At 39.3% G+C, this 22,907-nt stretch carries 19 protein-coding genes; 11 read left to right on the forward strand and 8 right to left on the reverse strand.

The features are described 5' to 3' along the window. Positions 1-171: 171 nt before the first annotated feature. Positions 172-825: an MIP/aquaporin family protein gene (locus tag KQI58_RS01640; protein WP_437177484.1), complete on the forward strand. Its 654-nt coding sequence runs from the start codon at positions 172-174 to the stop codon at positions 823-825. Between the two features lie 129 nt (positions 826-954). Here the strand turns inward: KQI58_RS01640 and KQI58_RS01645 are convergent, their stop codons facing one another. Both KQI58_RS01645 and KQI58_RS01650 read right to left on the reverse strand, forming a co-directional pair. After that, complete coding sequence (locus KQI58_RS01645; RefSeq protein WP_216405892.1) at positions 955-1,383, reverse strand: DUF6442 family protein; 429 nt, start codon at positions 1,381-1,383, stop codon at positions 955-957. Between the two features lie 161 nt (positions 1,384-1,544). Further along, positions 1,545-2,879, reverse strand: a complete 1,335-nt coding sequence (locus KQI58_RS01650) for an amino acid permease (protein WP_216405894.1) — start codon at positions 2,877-2,879, stop codon at positions 1,545-1,547. 455 nt (positions 2,880-3,334) lie between these two features. Between KQI58_RS01650 and KQI58_RS01655 the strand changes: the two genes are divergently transcribed. Beyond that, positions 3,335-3,577, forward strand: a complete 243-nt coding sequence (locus KQI58_RS01655; protein WP_016181535.1) for a GlsB/YeaQ/YmgE family stress response membrane protein — start codon at positions 3,335-3,337, stop codon at positions 3,575-3,577. A gap of 39 nt (positions 3,578-3,616) precedes the next feature. Here KQI58_RS01655 and KQI58_RS01660 read toward each other — a convergent pair whose 3' ends face one another. After that, entirely contained in the window at positions 3,617-4,558 is a 942-nt protein-coding gene (locus KQI58_RS01660; RefSeq protein WP_216405896.1) for a 2-dehydropantoate 2-reductase, read from the reverse strand. Between the two features lie 266 nt (positions 4,559-4,824). Here KQI58_RS01660 and KQI58_RS01665 point away from each other — a divergent pair, with 266 nt between their 5' ends. From KQI58_RS01665 to KQI58_RS01690, 6 genes are all read left to right on the forward strand, one after another. Beyond that, positions 4,825-5,883, forward strand: a complete 1,059-nt coding sequence (locus KQI58_RS01665) for a DUF871 domain-containing protein (RefSeq protein WP_216405898.1) — start codon at positions 4,825-4,827, stop codon at positions 5,881-5,883. After that, positions 5,876-6,766 (forward strand): N-acetylmuramic acid 6-phosphate etherase, encoded by an 891-nt coding sequence (murQ, locus tag KQI58_RS01670; protein WP_016181538.1) that lies wholly within the window; start codon positions 5,876-5,878, stop codon positions 6,764-6,766. The genes KQI58_RS01665 and murQ overlap by 8 nt, the downstream gene beginning before the upstream one ends. Positions 6,767-6,778: 12 nt before the next feature. Further along, entirely contained in the window at positions 6,779-8,731 is a 1,953-nt protein-coding gene (locus KQI58_RS01675; protein ID WP_049218927.1) for a glucose PTS transporter subunit IIA, read from the forward strand. 111 nt (positions 8,732-8,842) lie between these two features. Continuing rightward, on the forward strand, positions 8,843-9,160 hold the full coding sequence (locus tag KQI58_RS01680) for a DUF1905 domain-containing protein (protein WP_049218925.1): 318 nt from the start codon (positions 8,843-8,845) through the stop codon (positions 9,158-9,160). Positions 9,161-9,431: 271 nt separating this feature from the next. Next, entirely contained in the window at positions 9,432-10,106 is a 675-nt protein-coding gene (locus KQI58_RS01685) for a vitamin B12 dependent-methionine synthase activation domain-containing protein (protein ID WP_049218923.1), read from the forward strand. 4 nt (positions 10,107-10,110) lie between these two features. Beyond that, positions 10,111-12,486 carry a homocysteine S-methyltransferase family protein gene (locus KQI58_RS01690; protein WP_049218921.1) on the forward strand — a complete coding sequence of 792 codons (2,376 nt, stop codon included), beginning with the start codon at positions 10,111-10,113 and terminating at the stop codon, positions 12,484-12,486. Between the two features lie 71 nt (positions 12,487-12,557). On the opposite strand, the gene KQI58_RS01695 is transcribed toward KQI58_RS01690, so the two are convergent. Further along, complete coding sequence (locus KQI58_RS01695) at positions 12,558-13,409, reverse strand: MurR/RpiR family transcriptional regulator (protein ID WP_016181543.1); 852 nt, start codon at positions 13,407-13,409, stop codon at positions 12,558-12,560. Between the two features lie 141 nt (positions 13,410-13,550). On the opposite strand from KQI58_RS01695, the gene KQI58_RS01700 reads away from it, so the two are divergent. After that, the gene (locus KQI58_RS01700) at positions 13,551-14,186 is read left to right on the forward strand and encodes a VTT domain-containing protein (protein ID WP_216405900.1); all 636 of its coding nucleotides are present in this window, start codon (positions 13,551-13,553) and stop codon (positions 14,184-14,186) included. Between the two features lie 49 nt (positions 14,187-14,235). Here the strand turns inward: KQI58_RS01700 and KQI58_RS01705 are convergent, their stop codons facing one another. The 4 genes from KQI58_RS01705 to KQI58_RS01720 all read right to left on the reverse strand — a co-directional run bounded on the left by KQI58_RS01705 (position 14,236) and on the right by KQI58_RS01720 (position 19,194). Then, entirely contained in the window at positions 14,236-15,030 is a 795-nt protein-coding gene (locus KQI58_RS01705) for a metallophosphoesterase (protein WP_216405902.1), read from the reverse strand. Between the two features lie 85 nt (positions 15,031-15,115). Next, positions 15,116-16,123, reverse strand: coding sequence for a LacI family DNA-binding transcriptional regulator (locus KQI58_RS01710; RefSeq protein ID WP_216405904.1), 1,008 nt, complete (start codon positions 16,121-16,123; stop codon positions 15,116-15,118). A gap of 133 nt (positions 16,124-16,256) precedes the next feature. Beyond that, positions 16,257-16,916, reverse strand: coding sequence for a beta-phosphoglucomutase (gene pgmB, locus KQI58_RS01715; protein ID WP_216405906.1), 660 nt, complete (start codon positions 16,914-16,916; stop codon positions 16,257-16,259). Next, positions 16,909-19,194 (reverse strand): glycoside hydrolase family 65 protein, encoded by a 2,286-nt coding sequence (locus KQI58_RS01720; protein WP_216405908.1) that lies wholly within the window; start codon positions 19,192-19,194, stop codon positions 16,909-16,911. The genes pgmB and KQI58_RS01720 overlap by 8 nt, the downstream gene beginning before the upstream one ends. 225 nt (positions 19,195-19,419) lie before the next feature. Between KQI58_RS01720 and KQI58_RS01725 the strand changes: the two genes are divergently transcribed. Then, positions 19,420-21,606, forward strand: a complete 2,187-nt coding sequence (locus tag KQI58_RS01725; protein WP_216405910.1) for a PTS transporter subunit IIBC — start codon at positions 19,420-19,422, stop codon at positions 21,604-21,606. Positions 21,607-21,630: 24 nt separating this feature from the next. Continuing rightward, a complete protein-coding gene (locus tag KQI58_RS01730; protein ID WP_216405912.1) occupies positions 21,631-22,446 on the forward strand; it encodes an endonuclease/exonuclease/phosphatase family protein in 816 nt (271 codons plus the stop codon). The last annotated feature ends 461 nt before the right edge of the window (positions 22,447-22,907 follow it).

The following is a 22,907-nucleotide window of genomic DNA, read 5'->3' on the forward strand; positions in this document are numbered from 1 at the left end:
ATTTTCATTTTACTGTGTAAATTATATGAAATAACATTTTTTATCTAAAGAATTTTTCAGTTAATTAGTAAAAAAAAGAGAAAAATAAGAGGTTATGCTTATCGCTTTACAAAAAATTGGGAATTAAATAAACTTGAATCTCAATGATTTTGTAAAGGATGTGTTATGAAAATGAAAAAATATTTAGCAGAATTTCTAGGTACCTTTATGCTAGTTTTTCTAGGAACTGGTACAGTCGTTGTTGCTAAAGGTGGCACGCTGACGATTGGTTTAGCTTTTGGCTTGGCAATCACGATCATGGCGTATGCCGTAGGTGGTATTTCAGGCGGGAACTTCAATCCTGGTGTATCTATCGCAATGATGATCAACAAACGTCTAGAAGTGAAGGATGGGATTTTTTATATCATCGCCCAAGCATTAGGTTCGATTGTAGCTTCAGCAATTTTATCTATTTATGTTCATGCGCTAAAATTACCTAGCGACGGCTTTGGTCAAACGGACTTTCCTAACATCAGTGCTGCTCAAGCATTTGGTGTAGAAACATTAATCACTTTCCTATTCGTATTCGTAATCTTAATGGTAACGAGTGAGAAATACGGCAATGCTCAAATGGCTCCTTTAGCCATCGGTATTACGTTAGCATTTTTGATTATCGTTGCTTTGAATTTAACTGGTGGGTCATTGAATGCTGCTCGTAGTTTAGGACCAGCTATTTTTGCTGGCGGCAGTGCTTTATCACACTACTGGGTGTACTTACTGGCACCAACATTAGGAGCAGTGATAGCTGCCTTTGTTGCGAAATTCATGGGTAGCGAAGAAAAATAGTTTTTCTACTGAAGACGATCGTGATGGTCGTCTTTTTTTGTATTTGTAAATCAATAAAGAAGAAATTCCAATCCAATAGACAAAACGAGCAGAACTCAATGTCCTGCTCGTTTTGTCTATTGAAGTGAATCAAAGTGCTTTTTGAATTTTTGAGAGATGATACAGATAGTAACCAATAACGAAAAGGTAGGCAATCACCATTGGAATTATGACGTTAAAGGAAATGCCCATTAAAGCGAAGGTTAATAACAACGCAGAGTAAATATACAGCATGATATCGAAACCTTTTGCTTTGGCCATATTACCGATCATTACGTTTCGTTCATCCTTAGTGTCGATTTCAACTTGTTTAGCTAGTTTGGGATTTTTTTCAATTGTTTTTTTACTGACGAAGTCTCCGATTCCATTTCCAAATAAACCGCATCCTAATCCGATGCAAAGATAAGGCAAAGTTTTCATAATGCCTTGAGAATCATCAACTGCTTTTATTAAATAGAAACCTACACCGATCAACGCCACGCCTGCTAGAGTGATCAATAGTTCTTTTGTCTTTTTCATTATTTTTCCTCCTCTAAAGGAACAATCTATAAAGTATTTGATTAAGGAAAGTTTACTTTACATTTATAGTATAAAGCATAATGGTGTTTATGTAAAGCGTGCTTTCCATAACGTGTAAAATAAAAGTCGTATCGATCCAGAATAGATCGATACGACAAGTTTTAGATGTGTTCAGAAACTGTAGCTGACTGTTTTTTTCGATAGCTGAAAAGAATGACTAAGTAGATACATGCGGTAAAAAGTGTGACTCCAATTGGATTATTCATCAGAATGCCAACGAAGATTAATCCCAGAACTAGGATTACTAATCCGCTAAAGAATTTCTCGACTTTTGTCCCTTTTTTTACGGCCAATACAAAGGCTGCCAGGCTGATTAGTAACCAAGTTAGTAAAACGGAATACGATAGTGAACCCACTAAATAATTAAAGAGCTTATTTCCTAGAAAATAGGACAAAATAACTCCAAGGTAAAGGGTACCTGTACAGAACAAAACGGCACGTTGTGGTACTTGATGCTTATTCAAAACAGCCAACTTTGAAGTAAAGCCGGTATTTTCTTTTACTCGGAAGTATAGCGTTCTAGAAGAAGCGTAGACACCTGAGTTGATCGAAGAAAATAGAGCTAACACAATTACGAAGTTTACAATATCAGTAGCAAACGGAATATGCATTTTTTGAAAGACCATCACGAACGGACTAGCAGTAGTTGACGCTAAGGTATCCCATCGATAGATAATCAAAAGCAAGACCATTGGCACAATATAAAAAGAAATAATTCTTCCCATTACACCCTTGATGGCTTTAGGGATTGCTGTTTTAGGATTCTCTGTTTCGCTAACAGTAATCGCGATCAATTCAGAACCACCATAAGAATAAATCACGACGAGAAGAGAATTAACTAAACCATTTAATCCATGAGGAGTAAATCCACCATGACTGTTCATGCGAGAAATCGTATCGATAAAGCCAATGTTAAAAATCTCATGGCCGACTAAATAAGCACTAAAAACGATCAAAATAATAATAACAGCGATTTTGATGAAAGCTAACCAATACTCAGTTTCCGCAAATAGTCGAACAGAGTATAAGTTGATTAACGTAGTCAGCAGAGCCAGAATCAAAACGAATACCCAAGAGGGAACGTGAGGAAACCATAGCTGCATAAAGCTTGCTGCGGCAACTGCTTCAGCGATAATATTGACCATCCATAAGGACCAGTACAACCAATCAATAAAATCAGCCGTTCTTTCGCCAAGGAAAGGTTTGATGATTCCTGACAAACCTTGAACATTGTCACTGTCCAAGACTAAACGTCCCAGTCCATTCATAACGATAAAGAGAACCAAACCGCCTAGTAGAAAGGCCAGGATTACGGAAGGACCAGCAATTCCGATCGCCTCTCCGCTGCCTTTGAATAATCCTGCGCCAATCGCGCCGCCTAACGCCAACATCATGATGTGACGAGAGGTCATTTGTTTTTGTAATTTATTTTCCATTAGAATGCCTCGTTTCAATAATAGATAGAATAGTTTGTAGATTTGAAATATTCTGATAATTATTTGACTATAATACCAAAATATTCTGACAATTCTACTTTCATGAAAAATATTTCATTTCATTTTCATCTAGACTCTATAAACTGCTATTGTTAGTTATTTTATAAGTCAAATCAAACGAATTTTGATCAAATAAGCGGTTTAAATTTTTTCGTTAATTAAATCAGATAAAAATCTTCATTTTCTAATACTTTACTGTTTTTTCTTTCAATTTTTTCTCAGCTTAGGAAATTTATGAAATCAGAAGTAAAATAACCACAAATGCTGACTTTATAGTGTTTTTATAGTGTTTAACAAAAGTAGACTATTGATTTTCAAGCAAGCTAATAGGAAAAAGGGAATCTTATTTGTAACATAATAGAGTAATTATTTTATATAGAAAGAGGGAGAGAAGAATGAGTTGGTTATGGACATTAATTATTGGTGCATTGATCGGTGTGATCGCTGGAGCAATTACTAAAAAAGGTGGTTCAATGGGATGGATCGCTAATATCGTTGCTGGTTTAGTAGGTTCTGCAATTGGTCAAGCCTTACTTGGCTCATGGGGCCCTAGCTTAGCAGGTATGGCACTGGTTCCTTCTATTATTGGTGCTGTGATTGTTGTTGCAGTGGTTTCATTCTTTATTGGAAGAAAATAGTAACATGAATGCAAAATAAAAAAGCGCTTTGGCGCTTTTTTATTTTGCATTCAACAATTCCTCTTTACCATGGATCAGTTGAGTCAAAAAGGCACAATAGGGCGTATCGATTTGATAGTTCTTGCCTTTTTGCCAAACGGCACCATTGATATAGTCAATCTCTGTTTTACGATGATTGCGAATCAAGTCCTGATACATTGATGGAAAATGCAATCCTTGTGTTTTGACATCATAAGTGGCTTCGATCGCTTGAATGACTTGTGCTTGATTTAGTTCAATTCCTTCAGCTTTAGCGACTGCAGCAAACTCACCGACAATTGTTTCAATGAAATTTCTAGCTACACTTAGTGAACCAAACTCAGCGATATTACAATCTAAAATTGTACATAATCCATTCAGGGTACCATTGATACAGGCCTTTTTCCAAATGGAGTAGCGCACATTATTACTATAGATAGGATTTAGTTTTGCTTTTTGAAAAACTTCCAAGACCTTCAAAGTAAAAGCTTTTCCTTTTGGATCTAAATTTTCCATTTCGATACTACCTGTTCCGACAAGTTTTGCATGACCAGGACCGGCTAGACCAGCTGTCCAAGTGGTTGTACCGAAAATAATATTTTCTTTTGGCACGAATTTTGACAGAGTTTCTTCATGTCCCAAACCATTTAATAGGCAAAAGACGAACGTGCTTTTACCGATGATTGGCTGTATATCCTGAAACATTGCTTCAAGCTGCATCGATTTGGTTAAAGCAACGACTAAATCAACATTGGCATGATCCTCTACGATTTCTTCGGGTGAATAAATCGGCAGATGAGCAATTACCTCATGATCTTCAAATTCTCCGATCAATCCTTTTTCACGTATAGCGTTAATATGATCCGGCCAGCGATCAATTAAAATGACCTCATTGCCAGCTTGATGAAGCATCAATCCGATGCGACTCCCCATAGCACCTGCTCCAGCAATTGCGATTTTCATATCTATAATTCCCCTTTCAAGTTCCATTGACTAGTATACATAAAAAGTCGTAAAAAGACGGATTAGGCGCTCAATTACGAAATGATATTTCATCAATATAAAATTAATTGTGAAATAGTGTTGCATTTTATATTGTTAGCGTTTATAATCACTTCATAAAGTTGAAATGGTTTTCACAGGGAGTGATGATTTTAGAATCTCCTGTAAAACAAGACTGTAAGACAACTTAAGAAACAGATATTTTCCTAGCCAAAAGGAGGAAGCTGATGTTTGGATTTTCAATTTTCTTAAATGAAGGATTAACAAGGGATACAACACAGTATATAAAGGAAATGGCAGAATACGGTTTTTCTGGTATTTTCACGTCCTTGCATATCCCGGAAGATGATGCATCGCAATACCGTAAGCGCTTGACTGATTTAGGATCTATCGCCAAAACCTATCAATTAGAGTTGATGGTTGATATCTCTGGTGAAGCGTTGGATCGCGCAGGTTTTTCCTTTAAGCATTTGAGAGAGCTTAAAGAAATTGGTGTGACAGGATTACGAATGGATTATCACATTAGTAATCAACAGATTGCTGAATTGTCTCAAGAAATGACCATTGCATTGAATGCTTCGACGATTACTGAGATAGATATCCAAGAATTACGTGAAGCAAATGCGGACTTTGATCATCTAGAAGCTTGGCACAACTATTATCCAAGACCTGAAACCGCTTTAGATAAGGATTGGTATCACGAGAAAAACCAATGGTTGAAGGCTCATGGATTTACAATTCAAGGGTTTGTTCCAGGTGATGAAAGGCTGCGCGGTCCATTATATCGAGGACTCCCAACTCTGGAAGAGCATCGCGGAATGCATCCTATAGCGGCAGCTTTAGATTTGTCCAACGATACTGATAAGGTTTATATCGGTGACAGTGGTTTATCAAGAGCAGTCTTAAGTCAATTTTCTTTCTATATAAAAGAAGAAACGCTAAAACTAAGAGTGAAAGCATTTGATAACCAAATTAAGTATGTTTTAGGTGCACACATCAATCGTCAAGATGAAGCACGAGATGTCATTCGCAGTGCTGAAGCTCGATTCAAAAAAATCCCGAATGTCGAGCCGCTATCGGTTAGGAAACGGGATGTTGGTGCTGTAACGATTGATAATGCTAAGTATTTGCGCTACATGGGGGAAATTCAAATTGTGAAGCGAGCACTGCCTGCCGATGAGAAAGTAAACGTTGTAGGACAGGTGATCGCTGAGGATCAGGCTTTAATCAATCATATTAAAGCAGGACAGAAATTTTATATAGAGAGTGTGGAAAAGAATGATTAATTTAGAAAACTTAACAACAGAACGACGTAATGAAACAACTTTTGGTTTAGATGAAATGAGTGTGGCAGAAGCCGTGCAATTGATGAATCAGGAAGATCATAATGTACCAGATGCAGTAGCAGAACAATTACCACAAATTGAAAAAGTAATTGAAGCAACAATCACCGCCTTCAAAAAGGATGGCCGTTTAATTTACATGGGCGCAGGAACCAGCGGACGTTTAGGCGTTTTGGATGCGGCAGAATGTGTACCAACTTTCGGTGTTGAGGCAGAAATGGTCGTTGGCTTGATCGCAGGTGGGGAACAGGCTATGACAGTAGCTGTTGAAGGAGCAGAAGACGACGCAGACTTAGGTGCACAGGATTTAAAAGATTTGCATTTGACTGAAAATGACATGGTTATCGGAATCGCTGCCAGCGGCCGGACACCTTATGTCATCGGCGGATTAGATTATGCTCGTTCAATCGGAGCTGCCACTGGAACAATTTCCTGTAATAAAGGTGCTGAGATCAGTAAACATGCGGATCTGCCAATTGAGGTCGATTGCGGACCAGAGTTCTTAACAGGCTCTACTCGTTTGAAATCAGGAACAGCACAAAAATTAATCTTGAACATGATTTCAACCATTAGCATGATTGGAATTGGTAAGGTCTATAACAACTTAATGGTAGACGTGAAGCCAACTAATGAAAAATTAGTCGAACGTTCAAAACGGATTATCATGCAAGCAACGGAGGCTGACTATGAAACGGCAGCACATTATTTTGCAGAAGCCGAACAAAATGTAAAATTAGCGATCGTGATGATTTTGACAGATAGTTCTAAAGAAGAAGCCGCTGAGAAACTAATCCGAGCTGACGGATTTGTTAAAAAGACAATTTAGGAGGGAAGAACAATGGCGAAAGATGAATTAACCTTGAACCAAATTGCTAAAAAAATATATGCTGGTGCAGGCGGAATGGAGAATGTCCAAAGTGTCGTTCATTGCATGACTCGCGTGCGGATGAGCGTTCGTGATGATAGTAAGGTCGATCAGGCTAAATTGAAGAATATTCCAGGTGTCTTAGGTGTGGTTGATGATGAGCAGTTACAAGTCATCATCGGTCCAGGAAAAGTCAATAAGGTCGCAAAAGAAATGGTCGATATGGCCGGTGTCGGACTTGGTGAGGAAATCCCTCAAGGCTCTGGTAAAGATAAAGTCAATGCAAAGGCAGCAGAAATGAAGGCGGCACAAAAAGCCAAGCAAAAGAACTCTCCCTTCAAAGCAGTTTTAAAAGATATTTCTAACATTTTCGTTCCGATGATTCCAGCGTTTGTGGGGTCAGGTTTAGTTGCAGGGATTGCAGCGATTTTGACGAACTTAGTAACTGCCGGAACTATTGATGCAGCGAATTGGCAACAAATTATTGATGTCATGAACATACTGAAAAACGGAATGTTTACTTATCTAGTTATTTTCACAGGTGTAAATTCTGCACAAGTCTTCGGTGCGAACCCAACACTGGGTGGAGTTATCGGAGCTGTCGTATTGTTAACAGGGATGAATCCTGAAGCGCCGATCAAGAACTTGTTTACAGGTGATGCTTTAGCCGCTGGACAAGGTGGAATTATCGGTGTAATCTTTGCCGTTTGGTTGTTATCGATTGTTGAGAAGCAATTGCACAAAATTATTCCTGATGCGGTGGATATTATCATAACGCCAATGCTTTCCTTACTCGTGATCGGTCTATTAGAAATTTTCTTGATCATGCCTTTAGCAGGATTCATTTCTAATGGTATGGTAGGCGGAATCAACTGGGTGCTATCAGTCGGTGGAGCATTTTCTGGTTTTGTCTTAGGTGCATTGTTCTTGCCAATGGTTATGTTTGGCTTGCATCAGATTCTTACGCCGATCCATATTCAAATGATCGGTGAAACTGGTAAAACATTATTGTTACCGATCTTAGCTATGGCTGGGGCAGGACAAGTCGGTGCAGCTTTTGCTCTGTGGATGAAACTACGCAAGGACAAAGAATTAACTGAAATGATCAAGGGTGCTTTACCCGTTGGGATTTTAGGTATTGGAGAACCATTAATTTATGGGGTAACGTTGCCGTTAGGGCGTCCCTTCATTACTGCTTGTATCGGTGGAGGAATTGGTGGTGGTGTCTTAGGGGCGCTTGGAGGAATCGGTGCAATTGCAATCGGACCTTCGGGTGTCGCGTTGATCCCATTGATCGCGAATGGTCGCTGGTGGGGGTATGTTCTAGGTTTGTTAGCGGCTTATGCTGGTGGTTTCGTAGCAACTTATTTCTTCGGTATTCCTAAAGATAAGCTGGCTGAGCAAAAGCTAGCAGAAACAACAGTTGTTGAAGCAAATGAATTAGCTGATACACCTGTAGTTGCTCATACTACAAACATTTTTACAGCAGTAGCACAAGGTTCGGTACATCCATTAGAAGAGGCGGCAGATCCTGTTTTTGCTCAAAAAATGATGGGAGAAGGCTATTTTGTTGAGCCAACGGATGGTGCGATCTTCTCGCCTGTTGCCGGAAAAGTTTCAACAATTTTCCCAACAAAACACGCAATCGGTATCACGACAGACAGCGGATTAGAGGTCTTGCTACACATGGGCATCAATACGGTTGAATTAGATGGAAAACCATTTGAAGTGTTGACAAAAGAGGGGCAAACAGTTACGCCTGAAACACAGATCGCTTCTGTTGATTTGGCCGAAATCAAACAAGCTGGAAAAGGTACATCAATGATGGTATTGATTACAAATATGAATGATGTTGCAACCCATGTCTTAGAAAAAACTGGTGCTGTCCATGCCTCAGAAGAAGTTTTTAAAGCAACAACAATATAGTCATAAAAAAGCGATGCTGTTTCGGCATCGCTTTTTTGTAGAAAACTGACACCGGTTGTCGCATTAGTTATGCTACACTTTTCTCAAAGACGAAGAAGGGGTGTTTCGCCTATGAAGGAACCAGGGATTAACTATCAATTTTCAGCAAAGGTCTGTCATCATTCTTCTTCACCAGAGATGCCTGGCTGGATGCTAGTTTTACTCCCAAAGAAACTTTCCTTTGAGATTAGAAAGCTGTTCAAGGAGTTAGAGGAGGGCTGGGGACGCATGAAAGTGATAGCTCAAATCGGAAAAAGTGAATGGCGAACGGCTATCTGGTTTGATACCAAACAAGGAACTTATTTACTTCCAATCAAGGCAGAGATCAGAAAAAAAGAACAGATCGTAAAAGATCAGGTCGTAAATATTGTGATTATGATAAATATCTAAACAAAAGCGAGGAAGAATATGATTTCTTCCTCTTTATTTTTATCCTTAAGTAGTCACATGAATTTTAAACAACATACTTTTAGGATATTATGAATTTTTTCACAATTAGTGATACTCATTCGGTGTTTTTTGTGCTATTCTCTAGAATAAGAATTTTAAAGAAATGTGAACAGCTGGTTAAGAGAAAGTGAGAAAAATAGCTCAGCTAGGACTCATCTTAACTTGAAGCGATGTTCGGTGGAATTGTAGTAAAACAAGGAGTATTTATACGATGGAGATAGTTTTGGATAAAAAAGAAATATTGCGTTATCTCGGTTATCGAAGCAAGCAAGAATTAACCACTGAAATGGATGTTCAAATTCTACAATTAATGGAGGAAATCAAACATGTTGCTGTTCCTCGCTATACGTTTCTAATTTTTCCTTGTCGTAGCAATGAAACAGAAAAAAGCATTCAAGTAGTGGGAACGGACTTGATTTTAGAAGGTAAAGCCATATACAATCATCTGAAGAATGCTAATAAGGTGGCCTTATTGGCGGCAACTTTAGGAATTGAAGTGGAACGGCAAATTCGTAAATATGAATTGACAGATATGAGCAAGGCCTTAATTTTAGATGCCTGTTGTGTGGAATACATTGAAAAAATTTGTGATTTAGCAGAGTGTGAAATTGAAAAAGAAGTGATTAATGAGCACTTAGTTTTAAATCGTCGGTTTAGTCCCGGCTATGGAGATCTATCAATCGAGACACAAGCGAAATTTTTAGCGGTTACAGATGCGACAAAACGTGTAGGCATCAATTTGAGCGACAGCTTCTTGATGATTCCTCGCAAATCAGTTACTGCAATCATTGGTCTGTTTACTGATGGAAAATTAGCTCGTCCGCGACGAAAAAAAATTGCTTGCGGCGATTGTTCAATGAATAAAAATTGTGAATATCGAAGGTGAAAAAATGACAATTATCGAAGATTTGACTGAAAACAGATTGCTTTTTGATGGTGCGATGGGAACCATGCTGCAAAAAATGGGTCTGCCAGTGGGAATGGAGCCTGAATATTTCAATTTGAGCCATCCTGAAACGATTACGCAGATTCACCAAGAATACGTGGCAGCCGGAGCGGATGTTATTACCGCCAATACATTTCAAGCGAATCAAGTAAAATTGAAACAAACAGAGTTGCCAGAGATCATCGAAGCGGCGATCAACCTAGCAAGAGCGGCTCAGCCGAAATACGTTGCTTATGATATGGGCCCCATAGGCCAATTGATGGCACCCATGGGAACTTTAAGTTTTGACCAAGCGTATGAAATGTTTCGAGAACAGGCTGTGTTGGCAGAAAAGGCCGGAGCTGATCTAGTAGTAATTGAGACAATGTCGGATTTATTGGAGACAAAGGCGGCAATTTTAGCAATCAAAGAAAATACCTCATTGCCGATTTTTTGCACGATGACATTTCAGGAAGATGGTCGAACTTTTGTCGGTACAGACCCCTTAACAGCGGTTTTGACCTTGCAGTCATTAGGGATTGATGCGGTTGGAGTAAACTGTTCTTTAGGTCCAAATGAACTATTGCCAATCGTGGATGAAATCTTAACCTATGCCAACATACCAGTGATGGTTCAAGCAAATGCTGGCTTGCCAGAAATGAAAGATGGTCAAACCTTTTATCCGTTGACGGTGGACGATTATGGTTTAGCTATTGAGAAAATGCTCAAAAGCGGTGTTCGCATCGTAGGCGGTTGCTGCGGAACAAATCCGGAGTTTATTCAGAAAATTCGCCAACTGATTGATGAGATCCCTCCGGTTGCTTTGACTCCGCAAAAAGTTACGGCCGTTACCTCTGGGAGTCAAACGATTGTTTTAAATGAAGGATTGCATTTAATTGGCGAACGAATCAATCCTACTGGGAAAAAACGTCTGAAAGAAGCGCTGAGGAAAAAAGATATAAGCTATATTTTGAAGGAAGGCTTGAAGCAAATTGAGGCTGGAGCGGATATTTTGGATATCAATGTCGGTTTGCCGGAAATTGATGAAGCTGAGATGATGCAAAAAGTTGTTCAAGAGCTGCAAGGAATTGTCACAGCTCCTTTACAAATTGACAGCTCCAGTATCACAGCGATTGAGGCCGGAGCTCGTTACTATAATGGTAGACCATTGATCAATTCAGTAAACGGAAAAGAAGAAAGTATGCGGGAAATATTCCCGATTGCTAAAAAATATGGAGCAGTGGTTTTAGGGTTAGCGTTAGACGAAACGGGGATTCCTGATACGGCTGAAAAACGGTTGGCAGTAGCTGAAAAAATTGTTGAAACTGCTGCTAGTTATGGGATTGCCAAAGAAGATGTCATGATTGATCCGTTAGTGCTAACGGCATCCGCTCAACAAGAACAGGTACAGGTGACCTTAGATACAATCAAGCTGGTTCGGGAAAAATTGGGTGTATTGACTGTTGCTGGGTTAAGCAATGTTTCTTTTGGTCTGCCGAATCGGGAAAGTCTGAATGGGGTGTTTTTGGCGGCAGCCGTGGGGGCTGGACTTAATGCGCCGATTGTTAATCCCCTCTCAGATATTCTGATGCAAGTGGTGCAGGCATTAAAAGTCATTAATAACCAAGATCAGGATGCGATGGAGTATATTGCTAATAACCAACAAGTAATAGATCAGACAGCTTCTCTGGTTACGAGCGATCAAAAAAATACTGATGACTTGAAAACGTTGATTCTAAAAGGGCAAAAGGATGAAACGCCAACTTTAACAAAACGCTTATTAGAAACGAAAACCCCTCTGGAAATCGTTAATGATTATTTCATTCCTGCGTTAGATGAGGTAGGTTCAAAATTTGAAAAAGGTCTCCTGTTTTTGCCTCAACTGATGCAATCAGCTGAAGCGGTTCAGCGGTCACAAGAAGTATTAAAGCAGTATTTTGAGGCTAACGGACAGGAAACAGAATATAAAGGAAGAATTCTGTTAGCGACTGTACAGGGGGATATTCATGATATTGGTAAAAATATTGTGAAGATGGTGTTGGAAAATTATGGCTTTGAGGTAATTGATTTAGGAAAAGATGTACCGATTTCTATGGTGGTTGAGACACTCAAAGAAGAAAAGATTCAGTTGGCTGGCTTAAGTGCTTTGATGACAACGACGGTCCAAAACATGAAGAGCACGATTCAAGCCGCTAGAGAAGCAGGTTTAGATACAAAATTCATGGTGGGCGGAGCGGTGCTAAATGAAGAATACCGAGAATTTGTTGGTGCAGATTATTACGCTAAAGATGCTTTAAATAGTGTCACGATTGCGCAAGAATTCTTCCAAGACAAAAAATAAAACAGCCGAGTAAAATGGATGATTTCTAGACATTTTACTCGGCTTTTCTATTTTATAATGACTTCCTGCGGCTAAAAATATTTTTTTCGATATTCTTGGACGACCGCTCGTGTCGAATAAATTTTTTCAGCATTTTCTTTGTTGCGGCTGATATAGACATAGAACAATAAATCGATCGTAATGAACTGAGCCAAGATCGAATCTGTTGCGGCGCTACGGTAAGTTGCTTCGGTCGGACGTGAAGTTTGAAGACAAACGTTTGAAAGCTTGGCCAATGGATTTTGTCCGAACTGGGTCAGGGTAATGATTGGGATACCTAAGTCTTTGGCTGTTTCCGCTAAAGCGATCAGTTCGGAGGTCAATCCAGAATTTGAGACTAGCCAAATGACCGCTTCTTTTTGATGCAGGACTAGCTGCGGCAAAATGGTGTTGTAATCTTGTTCGCTAATAACATTCTTCCCTAAACGGCTCCATTTTTGAACAATGTCAGTTGCTGCTAAACTAGAGGCGCCAATTCCTAAAACATAACAAAATTCTTTTTCTTCCAATAGTTTGCAGGCCTCGAGAAAAACCTCTTCGTTGAACAAAGCTGTTGTCTCGTCAATGGTGAAGCGAGCGTTGCTGGCTAATTTGTTTTTTAAACTGTGAAATGATTCGTCGTGACCGACATCACTGTAGGTATTATTGCTGCGCTCCTGCATTGTTTCGGCAGAAAGCTCTATTTTAAAATCCGTTAGGCTATTGTAGCCCATCTTTTTTGAAAAACGAACAACCGTTGGTGCGCTTGCTCCAGAGGCTTCCGCAATTTCGTTGGCGGTCATACCTGAAGCTTTTTCACTATTGTCACGAATGAATTGATAGATTTTTTTTTCAGCTGCAGACATTTCCTTCTGCATGCTTTTCATATGAGAAAGAACGCTCATAATGGACTCCTTTTAAACTTTTTTTCTATTATACCATTTTCCAAATAAATTTATTTTTTCTATAGAACGACAGATCCGTCTTTCTTTTTTCTTGAAAAGTCGTATGATAATAAATGAATCTTTTCTAAAGGAGTTTACTAGATGGCTTTGGTTGATTTTATTTTGCATATCGATGCCCACATGGTGTCGTTGGTTCAGCAATATGGTGTTGGAATTTATCCAATTTTATTTGCGATTGTCTTTATTGAAACAGGTGTCGTGATCTTTCCATTCTTGCCTGGGGATTCATTTTTATTTGCAGCAGGCGCCTTAACTGCGTTAGGTGGAAATGTGCTGCATCTCCCATACGTGATTGCGATCTGTGTGATTGCTGCGATTTTGGGAGACACAATTAATTATTGGATTGGCCATACGATTGGCGTCAGAGCTTTGTATCATAGCCCGATTTCCCGCTTCATCAAAGAGGATAAAGTAAAAGAGGCGGAGAACTTCTTTAACGAGCGTGGGAAATGGACGATCTTCTTAGGACGTTTTATGCCATTTGTCCGCACGTTTATCCCGTTCATTGCCGGTTCAAGTAAAATGAATTGGGGCATTTTTTCAAGCTTTAATGTTTTTGGAGCTATCGTCTGGGGGACAGTGGTCACTTTGGCAGGTTATTTCTTAGGGAATATTCCAATTGTCAGTGAGCATTTTTCATTGATCATGCTAATGATTGTTTTTATTTCATTGGTGCCAATTATGATTCCGTATATCAAACAAAAAATCCGTGCATAAAAAAGAGTTTGAAGGTTCTCCGATACAGGAGGCGTTCAAACTCTTTTTTCTACAAATGGAAATATAAAATTTCGGGTATTACTCTGAAGCGTAGAGGAGGACCTGTTGTTCCCAAACCTGTATTAACAACCAAGCTTGTTTGGGACGTTAAAGCATAAATGCCTTGATCATAGAGCTTTGACCCAAAATTTTTATACGGCAAGATCGGAAAACGAATTTGTCCACCGTGACTGTGTCCAGATAAGATCAAATCAAAACGATCAAGGTCTGACAACTGCTGGACTTGATCAGGCTCATGTACCATAAGGATTGAAAAACGCGCATCTTTGGGTTGCGTATTGTAGTCAGGTTGTCCTTCCTGACCATCATCGATGCCAGTCAAACTTATTTGCTCTACCAGCGTACTTTGGTTGTTTAACAAAACGAAGCCGCCGGCAGCCAGTATGTCACTGACAGCATCTTGTCCGTTGGAACGATAATCATGGTTGCCTAAAATCGCAAATTTCCCTTTTGGGGCGTTGATTTTAGCCAATTGTTGACTGATTATTTCACAATCTCGTGTTTCCCAATAGCGATAATTTTCAATTAAGTCGCCAGTGAATAATACGATATCTGGTTTTGCGGCGTTAAGTTTTTCGACGATTTTGTCAAAACGTTTTGGGGAGTAAAAAGGGGAGAAGTGACTGTCGCTGATTTGCGCAATCGTCAATCCTGTCTTTTTTCCTTCCTTGATATCTAGTGTTGTGTGCTTTGTGATCTTAAAATGCTTTTCGACCAATTGATAGGTGGAATATCGGCAATAGATCAGAAAGAGTACTGCGAGCACAATTAGGAAAAGAATCATCTATACCACTTTCTTTCTGATTTTTCGTCAGTATATCCAAAAGAAAGACCTGTCACAAGTTTGACAGGTCTTATTTAATGATTATTTAAATCGTACGGACTGTTTCACGTTGAATTAAATGATGTGGTACGACTAATTGGACACCCGTAGATTGCTTTTGGTCAATTTGTTCCATCAGTTTTTGTGTCCCTAATCGACCGAGATCTGAAATATCGATATCAATTGTCGTCAAGTAAGGATGAACTAATGTTGCAAAAATCGAATTATTGAAGCTGATAACTGACAGGTCATCAGGCACTTTATAACCATGCAAGGTTGCCAGTTGGATCATTCGCAGCGCAAAAATATCATCGATCACGACCAACGCTGTTGCACCAGTTTCTTCAATTACTTCAGGGAACCTCGTATAATCTTCAGGCTGCAACATCGTTAACGGTGGATGCGTGGGCAAACTTTGCAGCATCATCGCTTCTTGGTAGCCGAAGTAGCGTTCGAAGAAAATCACTTCTTGATTGACGTTCGAAACGAATAAAATGTTTTTGTGGCCTTTTTCGATCAAGTGCTCTGTTGCTTGCTTGCCAAGTAACTGATTGTCATTATCGACATACAGGATATCTGCTTCTCTTTTTGGGGGACGCCCAATCAAAGTAAATGGTATTTTATTCTGATAGAGATATTCAGCAATTGGATCGTCCTTTTCTGAATAGGCTAAAATGAAGCCGTCAACTTGTTTTTGTCGATGCATCCGGGTGACGTTTTCTAGCAGTGTTTCACTATTATCCGATGAAGCTACAGCGGTCGTTACTTGGAAATTAGCCGCTGTTTCATTAACGGCATTCAGTAATTCTAAATAAAACGGGTTACCCAAGCGTTCACGGGAATTAAGCGGAGGCAAAATCACGCCTAATGAGTTTGCTCGCTGTTTTCCAAGATTTCGTGCTGTTACATTTGGAAAATAACCCATTTCATCCATAATCTTACGAACTCGTTGCTTCGTCTCAGCTGAAATACTAGGGTGATCATTAATGACGCGTGAAACCGTAGAAGGAGAGACATTTGCTTTTTTTGCCACGTCTTTTACTGTAGATGTCATATTTCGCTCTCCTTTCTCATTAATTATTTTCAAATCATATACAATTCAGCCACATAATGAATAGTTTTATTTTTGCGAGTACCAAATAAATTGGTAAAAGCAGAGGGGATACAATCTCATTACTAGTGAGTACTTATTTATCCCATTGTTTTTCCAGAAATGCTAGTGTTAATTCGGAAGTTGTTTCTACCAAGGCAATATCATCACCTAATTGTTCTGCTTGTCCGACACCAACGGGAAGGGCTCCGCAGGCTTTGATGGCAGCTATACCAGCCTGAGCATCCTCAATTCCAATACATTCATCTGGATCTAAGCCTACCACTTGTGCTGCTAAAATAAAAATATCCGGGGCAGGTTTTCCAGCCGCAACTTTCGCCGGATCGGCAATTCCGTCAAAATAGTCGGTCAATGCCATTTGTTTTAATAAAAAAGGGCCGTTTTTACTAGCCGATGCCAAAGAAATCTTGATTCCGGCATTCTTTAATTCTTTTAACAGCTCTAAAATTCCGGGATAAACGTCTTTAGGTGAAACAGCCTGAATCATTTCAACATAATTGTCGTTTTTGCTTTTTGCCAATTGTTGGAATTCTGTTTCAGAAAAATCACTTGCACGTTTACCATGCTCAAGGATCAACCGTAAAGAATCTTCACGGCTGACACCTTTGAGTTTTTCGTTGAATTCACGGTCAATCGTAATGCCTAGCTCATCAGCTAATTTTTTCCATGCAAGGTAATGATACTCAGCGGTATCCGTAATCACACCATCTAAATCAAATAGTACACCTTTAAACATTTGATTCCTCCTGTTCTAACGGAACCGTCATTGTATCGCTCAAGATAATTTCTTTCTCATAAAGCATCATAGCTAAGGCAGCTCCATCTTTCAAGTCAATTTGTACTTCTTTTTGATTTACACTGACAGCTAACAGACGGCCGCGGTAATTAATATGGAACGAATAGTGATCCCAATTTTTTGGCAATAGTGGTGCAAAGCTTAATGTACCAGTGTTGGTTTTCATCTGCGCGAAGCCTTGGACTATAGCTAACCAGCTGCCGGTCATAGAAGTGATATGCAGCCCGTCATCTGTATCGTTGTTGTAATTATCTAAATCCAAACGAGCCGTTCTTTGATACATTTCCATCGATTTATCCGTTAATCCAAGTTCGGCAGCTAGAATTGCATGAATAGAAGCCGATAGGGATGATTCATGGACAGTCATTGGTTCATAAAACTCGAAGTTTTTTCGTTTTTCTTCAAGAGTAAATTGATCGCCAAAGAAATAGATTCCTTGTAAGACATCCGCTTGCTTAATGAAACAAGAACGTAAAATCTTATCCCAAGACCAGTTTTGGTTCAACGGTCGATCTTCTGGAGACAAGTCAGAAACAGGCATCAAATCCTTGTCTAAGAAGGTATCATGCTGGACGAAAATACCTAATTCTTCATCTGTTGGGAAGTACATATGATCGATGATATCTTGCCACTTGGCTTGTTCTTCAGCAGAGATCGATACGGTCGTTTGTGCTTGATATTTTTGATAATTTTCCAGTGTATAAGATAGCACCCAACTTGCTAAGTAATTAGTGTACCAGTTGTTGTTAATATTATTTTCGTATTCATTTGGTCCTGTCACACCATGAATCATATATTTTTGCTGACGTTTCGAATAATGTACCCGATCCGCCCAGAAACGAGCAATCTCTGTTAATACTTCAAGACCTTCTTTTTGAATATAGCTTTCGTCACCTGTATAAGTTGTGTAGTTATAAATTGCGTGAGCGATAGCACCGTTTCGATGGATTTCTTCAAAGGTGATTTCCCATTCATTGTGACATTCAACCCCAGTAAAGGTAACCATTGGATATAAAGCGCCATTCAGGCCTTGCTGACGAGCATTGTGCTGTGCCTGCGGCAATTGATTGTGACGATATTTTAACAAGTTTTTCGTTACATTTGGATCTGAAATTCCTAGATACATCGGAACAGCGTAAGCCTCAGTATCCCAATAGGTTGCACCGCCATATTTTTCACCAGTGAAGCCCTTTGGTCCAATATTTAATCGTTCATCTTCACCGTAGTAGGTAGAGAATAGTTGGAAAATATTGAAACGAATTCCTTGCTGTGCCTCATCATCTCCACCGATCAATACATCTGCCAAAGCCCAACGATTTGCCCAAGCCTCATTTTGCTCTGCCAATAAGTCTTCATAAGTAGCAGCGTAGTCTGTTAATAATGCTATGGCTTTTTCGCTTTGTTCTGTTTCTGGTACATCACGGCTAGTTAAAACTACAACTCGTTTTTCAAGTTGAATGGTTTGATTTGCTTTCAAAGCATAGGTGAAGGTTTCCGCAACTTCTAGCGTATCATCTTGTTGAAGTCCGATTGAAGAACTAATATGCTGCATTGCACCAGTCACAGAGAACTGTTCGATGCCAAAATTGTTTGGTACTGTCTGCGTTGTCAGAAAGCTGATATCTTCTTGATGTCCGCGCCCTTTTTCCAGCCAAAACATTTCTTCGTAGTTACTGTCTTCATTTTGTACATTGCTGTCTAATTTAGATACAATCTTTAGCTCTGCTTCGCCAGTTAAACACTCTGCAGTAAGCCGAATCACCGCAAGTTCTTTTTTGACGACACTTAAAAAGCGCTCGAAGGTGAAACGAATTTTTGCATGATCAACGGTTACAGTGAAGGTACGGATAAGAACACCATTTTGCATGTTCAGTTCCAAATCGAACTCTTCAATGTCCATCACTGCCAAATCAATCTCTCGATCATTTACGAATAACTTCATTTGAATGAAATCCAACGCGTTAATTACTTTGCCGAAATATTCAGGATAGCCGTTCTTCCACCACCCGACACGGGTTTTATCCGGATACCAGATACCAGCAAGATAGGTACCTTGATGATGGTCACCACTATATGTTTCTTCAAAATTTCCTCGCATTCCCATATATCCGTTTCCTATACTAGTTAATGATTCTTGCAGGCGACGGTTTTCTTTATCTAACTGAGTTGTTCTAATTCTCCAAGGATCAATTTCAAAGAGACGCTGAACTGTTTTCATAATAAATCCTCCTTATGTTTTCTTAATTCCATAATAAACGCAACCGGTTGCGCAAGTCAAGCATTAGTTTGTTAAATTGAAAAGATAAGTCCTTTGGTGATTTTAGTAATTTTAAAAATAATTTAACTGAAAGAGTTTACAAATTCTGGTTATGAGTATATAATGCAAATTAACGAAACCGATTGCGTGATGTTAGTAATCGAAAAATTATTAGGAGGAACAAGTATGAAAGGGATCAAAAAGCTCTTTAGTTTTGAATTTTGGCAAAAATTCGGGAAGGCGCTGATGGTGGTAATCGCGGTAATGCCAGCAGCGGGATTAATGATCAGTATTGGGAAATCACTGCCGTTAATCAATGAGAATCTCGGATGGTTAGTTACAACTGGTGGCGTAGTCGAAAATATTGGTTGGGCCATCATTGGAAATCTACATTTATTATTTGCATTAGCAATTGGCGGAAGTTGGGCAAAGGAGCGAGCTGGTGGTGCATTTGCAGCGGGGCTATCATTCATTTTAATTAATCGAATCACCGGTTCAATCTTTGGTATCACTTCTGAGATGCTAGCCGATCCAAATGCAATGACTCACACCTTATTTGGACAAAAAATCATGGTTGATGGCTATTTTACAAGTGTTTTAGAAGCACCAGCCTTGAATATGGGTGTTTTTGTCGGAATCATCGCCGGTTTTGTTGGAGCAACTGCCTACAATAAGTACTACAATTTCAGAAAATTACCTGAAGTGTTGACTTTCTTCAATGGAAAACGTTTTGTTCCGTTCGTCGTTATCTTACGTTCAGTGATTGTCGCTTTGGTTTTAGCCTTTCTATGGCCGATTATCCAAACTGGAATCAACGAGTTTGGTAAATGGATCGCAAACTCTCAGGAAACTGCACCGGTCTTGGCACCGTTTCTATATGGAACGCTGGAACGGCTCCTGTTACCGTTTGGTTTGCATCACATGTTGACAATTCCGATGAATTATACGCAATTAGGTGGAACTTACGAGATTTTGACTGGCGCACAAGCTGGAAGTCAAGTATTAGGACAAGACCCATTATGGTTGGCTTGGGCAACAGATTTAGTCAATTTGAAAAATGGCGGCGACATGTCTCAATATCAGCAAGTATTGACTCAATGGACACCAGCACGATTCAAAGTGGGACAAATGATCGGTTCTTCAGGTATCTTGATGGGCCTAACTTTAGCAATGTATCGCAATGTCGATCCTGATAAAAAGAAAAAATACAAATCGATGTTCTTATCAGCGGCAGTAGCAGTTTTCCTAACGGGGGTAACGGAACCGTTGGAGTTTATGTTTATGTTTGTAGCCGTACCGCTTTATGCGTGCTATGCGGTGATTCAAGGGGCAGCCTTTGCAATGGCGGATTTGATCAATTTACGCGTTCACTCATTCGGGAATATTGAACTATTGACTCGTGTACCAATGGCTTTACGAGCAGGATTAGGGAACGATTTACTTAATTTTGTTTTAACAAGTATCGCATTTGGAGTATTTACTTATTTCTTTGCGAACTTCATGATTAAAAAATTCAACTTTGCGACACCAGGAAGAAACGGGAATTATGAAGTTGATAATGAAGAAGCAACTAATACTACAAGCGATGGATCAGTATCAGCGGACTCGCAAATTGTGAAAATCATCAATTTGCTAGGAGGACCACAAAATATTACTGATGTGGATGCTTGTATGACACGCTTACGAGTGACAGTAGCTGATAAGAACAGTGTTGGCAGTGAAGAGGCTTGGAAAAAAGCAGGAGCAATGGGACTTTTAGTCAAAGACAACGGTGTTCAAGCTGTTTACGGGCCTAAAGCAGATATCTTGAAATCAGATATTCAGGATCTGTTAGATTCAGGTGTTGAAATTCCTACAAGTGCTAGTCAGGAAGAATCGACTGTACAGGAAAAGAATTCAAGCACATCCTTTAAAGGCTTGCATGCGGAATTCGTAGCTCCAGCAAATGGTGAAATGATTCCGATCGATAAAGTAGAAGATGACGTTTTTTCTCAAAAAATGATGGGTGAGGGATTTGCCGTTGTACCGGAAAACGGTGAAATTGCTAGTCCAGTTGCAGGAACAATCGTATCTGTATTCCCAACAAAACACGCTATTGGTATCAAAACCGATGATGACATTGAAGTGTTACTTCACATGGGGATTGATACGGTAGATTTAGGCGGAGAAGCGTTTAAAATCCACGTGCAAGAAGGCGAAAAAGTCAAAGCGGGTAAAGTTGTAGCAACAGCTGATTTAGCGAAAATTCAAAAAGCCGGCAAAATGACTACGATGATCGTTGTATTTACAAATGGTGACAAAATCAAGGATTACCATTATGCTAAGACTGGGCTCGTTTCTCGTGGGGAAACGATTGGAACAATCGACTATTAAAGTGAGGCGAGAGCAATCAAAGTATTGACCTTGAATACTCATAGCTGGATGGAAGAAAATGACCAACAGCAAATTGAGGTGCTAGCGAACCGTATTGCAAAAGAAAACTATGATCTGATCGGCCTGCAAGAAGTAAATCAGCTTCTTGCAGGCCCATTGGCAAACGTAGACCAATACTTTCAATCAACGAAAGAACAGGAAGCCATTCATCAAGATAATTTTCTATTTCTATTGACCGAGCGGTTGAAGGAGTTAGGTTGCAACTATTATTGGAATTGGACGTATAATCACGTTGGCTATGACATTTATCATGAAGGCATCGGTTTATTGTCAAAGACACCACTAAACGTGGAAAGCTTGTTGATTTCAGAAAGTCATGATTCAAGTGATTATCATACGAGAAAAGCGGTAATAGGTGAAACAATAATTAATGATCAAAAGATAATAGTAGTAAGTAGCCATTTTTCTTGGTGGCAAACGACAAAAAAAGCTTTTGCTTATGAATGGCGAAAGTTGGAGCAGTTTTTGATGGAAAAACAGGGAAAGCAGATCATTATGGGCGATTTCAATAATGACGCGAAAACAAGCGGGGAGGGTTATGATTGGGTCGATAAAAGTATTCTTGATTTACAGGATGCTTTTATTCATGCCAAAGTAAAGCTCGGTGAAAATACGGTTGAAGAATCAATTGATGGTTGGGCAGGAAATACGGCAAAATTGAGAATCGACTATATTTTTGCCTCTCGTAACTTCGAAATAGAAAGTTATCAAGTGGTTTTTGATGGGGAAAATGAAGTTGCAATTAGTGATCATTATGGTGTAGAAGCAACAATGGGCTAGCAAATTGCTAGTCCATTTTCTATTTATTTGAAATTGTTTTGAAAAACGACTGAAAAGTATTTGACATTATTTTTCAATATGATATTATCAATAACGTTGCTGAAACATGTTGATGTGACAACGAAAAATAATTATTGACAAGCTTTTTGTTGAATGTTATTATTTCGAAGTTGTCAATTGAGTTTCAAAATTTTTTCAAAATTAATTGAAAAAATTGTTGACATTCATTCGGCAACCTGTTAAGATATAAAAGTTGCTGAAACAAAGCGACAAACAATGTAGACCTTTGAAAACTGAACGAATAAAACAAACCAAATGTGTAGGGCGCTTCTTTATAGAAGCAAACAACATAGCAAGCAATATGCTAGCAAGTCAATTATTACAATTGAGCTTAACAGTCGCAAGACTGTTTCAAACACTTTTTATGAGAGTTTGATCCTGGCTCAGGACGAACGCTGGCG

Origin of the sequence: Enterococcus raffinosus, assembly GCF_018917525.1 — a bacterium.
Lineage (GTDB): Bacteria > Bacillota > Bacilli > Lactobacillales > Enterococcaceae > Enterococcus_A > Enterococcus_A raffinosus_A.

Coding starts and splice junctions, on each gene's coding strand:
- KQI58_RS01640 (WP_437177484.1), top strand. CDS start 172: ATGAAAAAATATTTAGCAGAATTTCTAGGTACCTTTATGCTAGTTTTT.
- KQI58_RS01645 (WP_216405892.1), bottom strand. CDS start 1,383: ATGAAAAAGACAAAAGAACTATTGATCACTCTAGCAGGCGTGGCGTTG.
- KQI58_RS01650 (WP_216405894.1), bottom strand. CDS start 2,879: ATGGAAAATAAATTACAAAAACAAATGACCTCTCGTCACATCATGATG.
- KQI58_RS01655 (WP_016181535.1), top strand. CDS start 3,335: ATGAGTTGGTTATGGACATTAATTATTGGTGCATTGATCGGTGTGATC.
- KQI58_RS01660 (WP_216405896.1), bottom strand. CDS start 4,558: ATGAAAATCGCAATTGCTGGAGCAGGTGCTATGGGGAGTCGCATCGGA.
- KQI58_RS01665 (WP_216405898.1), top strand. CDS start 4,825: ATGTTTGGATTTTCAATTTTCTTAAATGAAGGATTAACAAGGGATACA.
- murQ (WP_016181538.1), top strand. CDS start 5,876: ATGATTAATTTAGAAAACTTAACAACAGAACGACGTAATGAAACAACT.
- KQI58_RS01675 (WP_049218927.1), top strand. CDS start 6,779: ATGGCGAAAGATGAATTAACCTTGAACCAAATTGCTAAAAAAATATAT.
- KQI58_RS01680 (WP_049218925.1), top strand. CDS start 8,843: ATGAAGGAACCAGGGATTAACTATCAATTTTCAGCAAAGGTCTGTCAT.
- KQI58_RS01685 (WP_049218923.1), top strand. CDS start 9,432: ATGGAGATAGTTTTGGATAAAAAAGAAATATTGCGTTATCTCGGTTAT.
- KQI58_RS01690 (WP_049218921.1), top strand. CDS start 10,111: ATGACAATTATCGAAGATTTGACTGAAAACAGATTGCTTTTTGATGGT.
- KQI58_RS01695 (WP_016181543.1), bottom strand. CDS start 13,409: ATGAGCGTTCTTTCTCATATGAAAAGCATGCAGAAGGAAATGTCTGCA.
- KQI58_RS01700 (WP_216405900.1), top strand. CDS start 13,551: ATGGCTTTGGTTGATTTTATTTTGCATATCGATGCCCACATGGTGTCG.
- KQI58_RS01705 (WP_216405902.1), bottom strand. CDS start 15,030: ATGATTCTTTTCCTAATTGTGCTCGCAGTACTCTTTCTGATCTATTGC.
- KQI58_RS01710 (WP_216405904.1), bottom strand. CDS start 16,123: ATGACATCTACAGTAAAAGACGTGGCAAAAAAAGCAAATGTCTCTCCT.
- pgmB (WP_216405906.1), bottom strand. CDS start 16,916: ATGTTTAAAGGTGTACTATTTGATTTAGATGGTGTGATTACGGATACC.
- KQI58_RS01720 (WP_216405908.1), bottom strand. CDS start 19,194: ATGAAAACAGTTCAGCGTCTCTTTGAAATTGATCCTTGGAGAATTAGA.
- KQI58_RS01725 (WP_216405910.1), top strand. CDS start 19,420: ATGAAAGGGATCAAAAAGCTCTTTAGTTTTGAATTTTGGCAAAAATTC.